This window comes from Pseudoalteromonas sp. S3178 (assembly GCF_005886985.1).
Taxonomy (GTDB): domain Bacteria; phylum Pseudomonadota; class Gammaproteobacteria; order Enterobacterales; family Alteromonadaceae; genus Pseudoalteromonas; species Pseudoalteromonas carrageenovora.
In genome coordinates this window covers 1-451 of record NZ_PNCW01000571.1, presented here as the reverse complement: position 1 = coordinate 451, position 451 = coordinate 1, and the positions used below count along the sequence as shown (strand labels likewise).

Here is a 451-nt window from a genome sequence, read left to right as displayed (position 1 = left end):
CGCCCCTCCAGCAAGACCCATTTGTTGGATTTCTAAACTTCGAAACAAAGCAATTAAAATCGCTAATCCAGAAACAAACACCAGACGTCGCTCTTCACTCAAGCCTGGAAGCTGGAGTTGCGCAATGCTTGCATACTGCATCGTTTGTTTTTGAATTGCCAATAAGCGCTCAAGTGTCAACACTTCACTTTCGCCCGAAGCGGCTAATATTTCTTGAATTGCTTGAATAGTACCAGATGCACCGATAGCTAACTCCCAACCCATATCGATGTATTGCGATTGTATCGGAGCAATCTCTATCGCAGCCGCGGATATCGCTTTATTAAAATTATTTTTACTCAAGGTGCCATCACAAAAGTACTTTTCTAGGAAAGTAACACACCCCATATCTAAACTTTTATAAAGCTCAGCACTGAAACCCTGACCAATTACCACTTCAGTACTGGCGCCA

At 42.8% G+C, this 451-nt stretch carries 1 protein-coding gene; it reads right to left on the bottom strand.

Annotated elements, in window-relative coordinates; genetic code table 11:
• A partial coding sequence (locus CWC11_RS22260; RefSeq protein WP_502704835.1) for an acetate and sugar kinases/Hsc70/actin family protein occupies window positions 1-451 on the bottom strand: 451 nt, incomplete at both ends.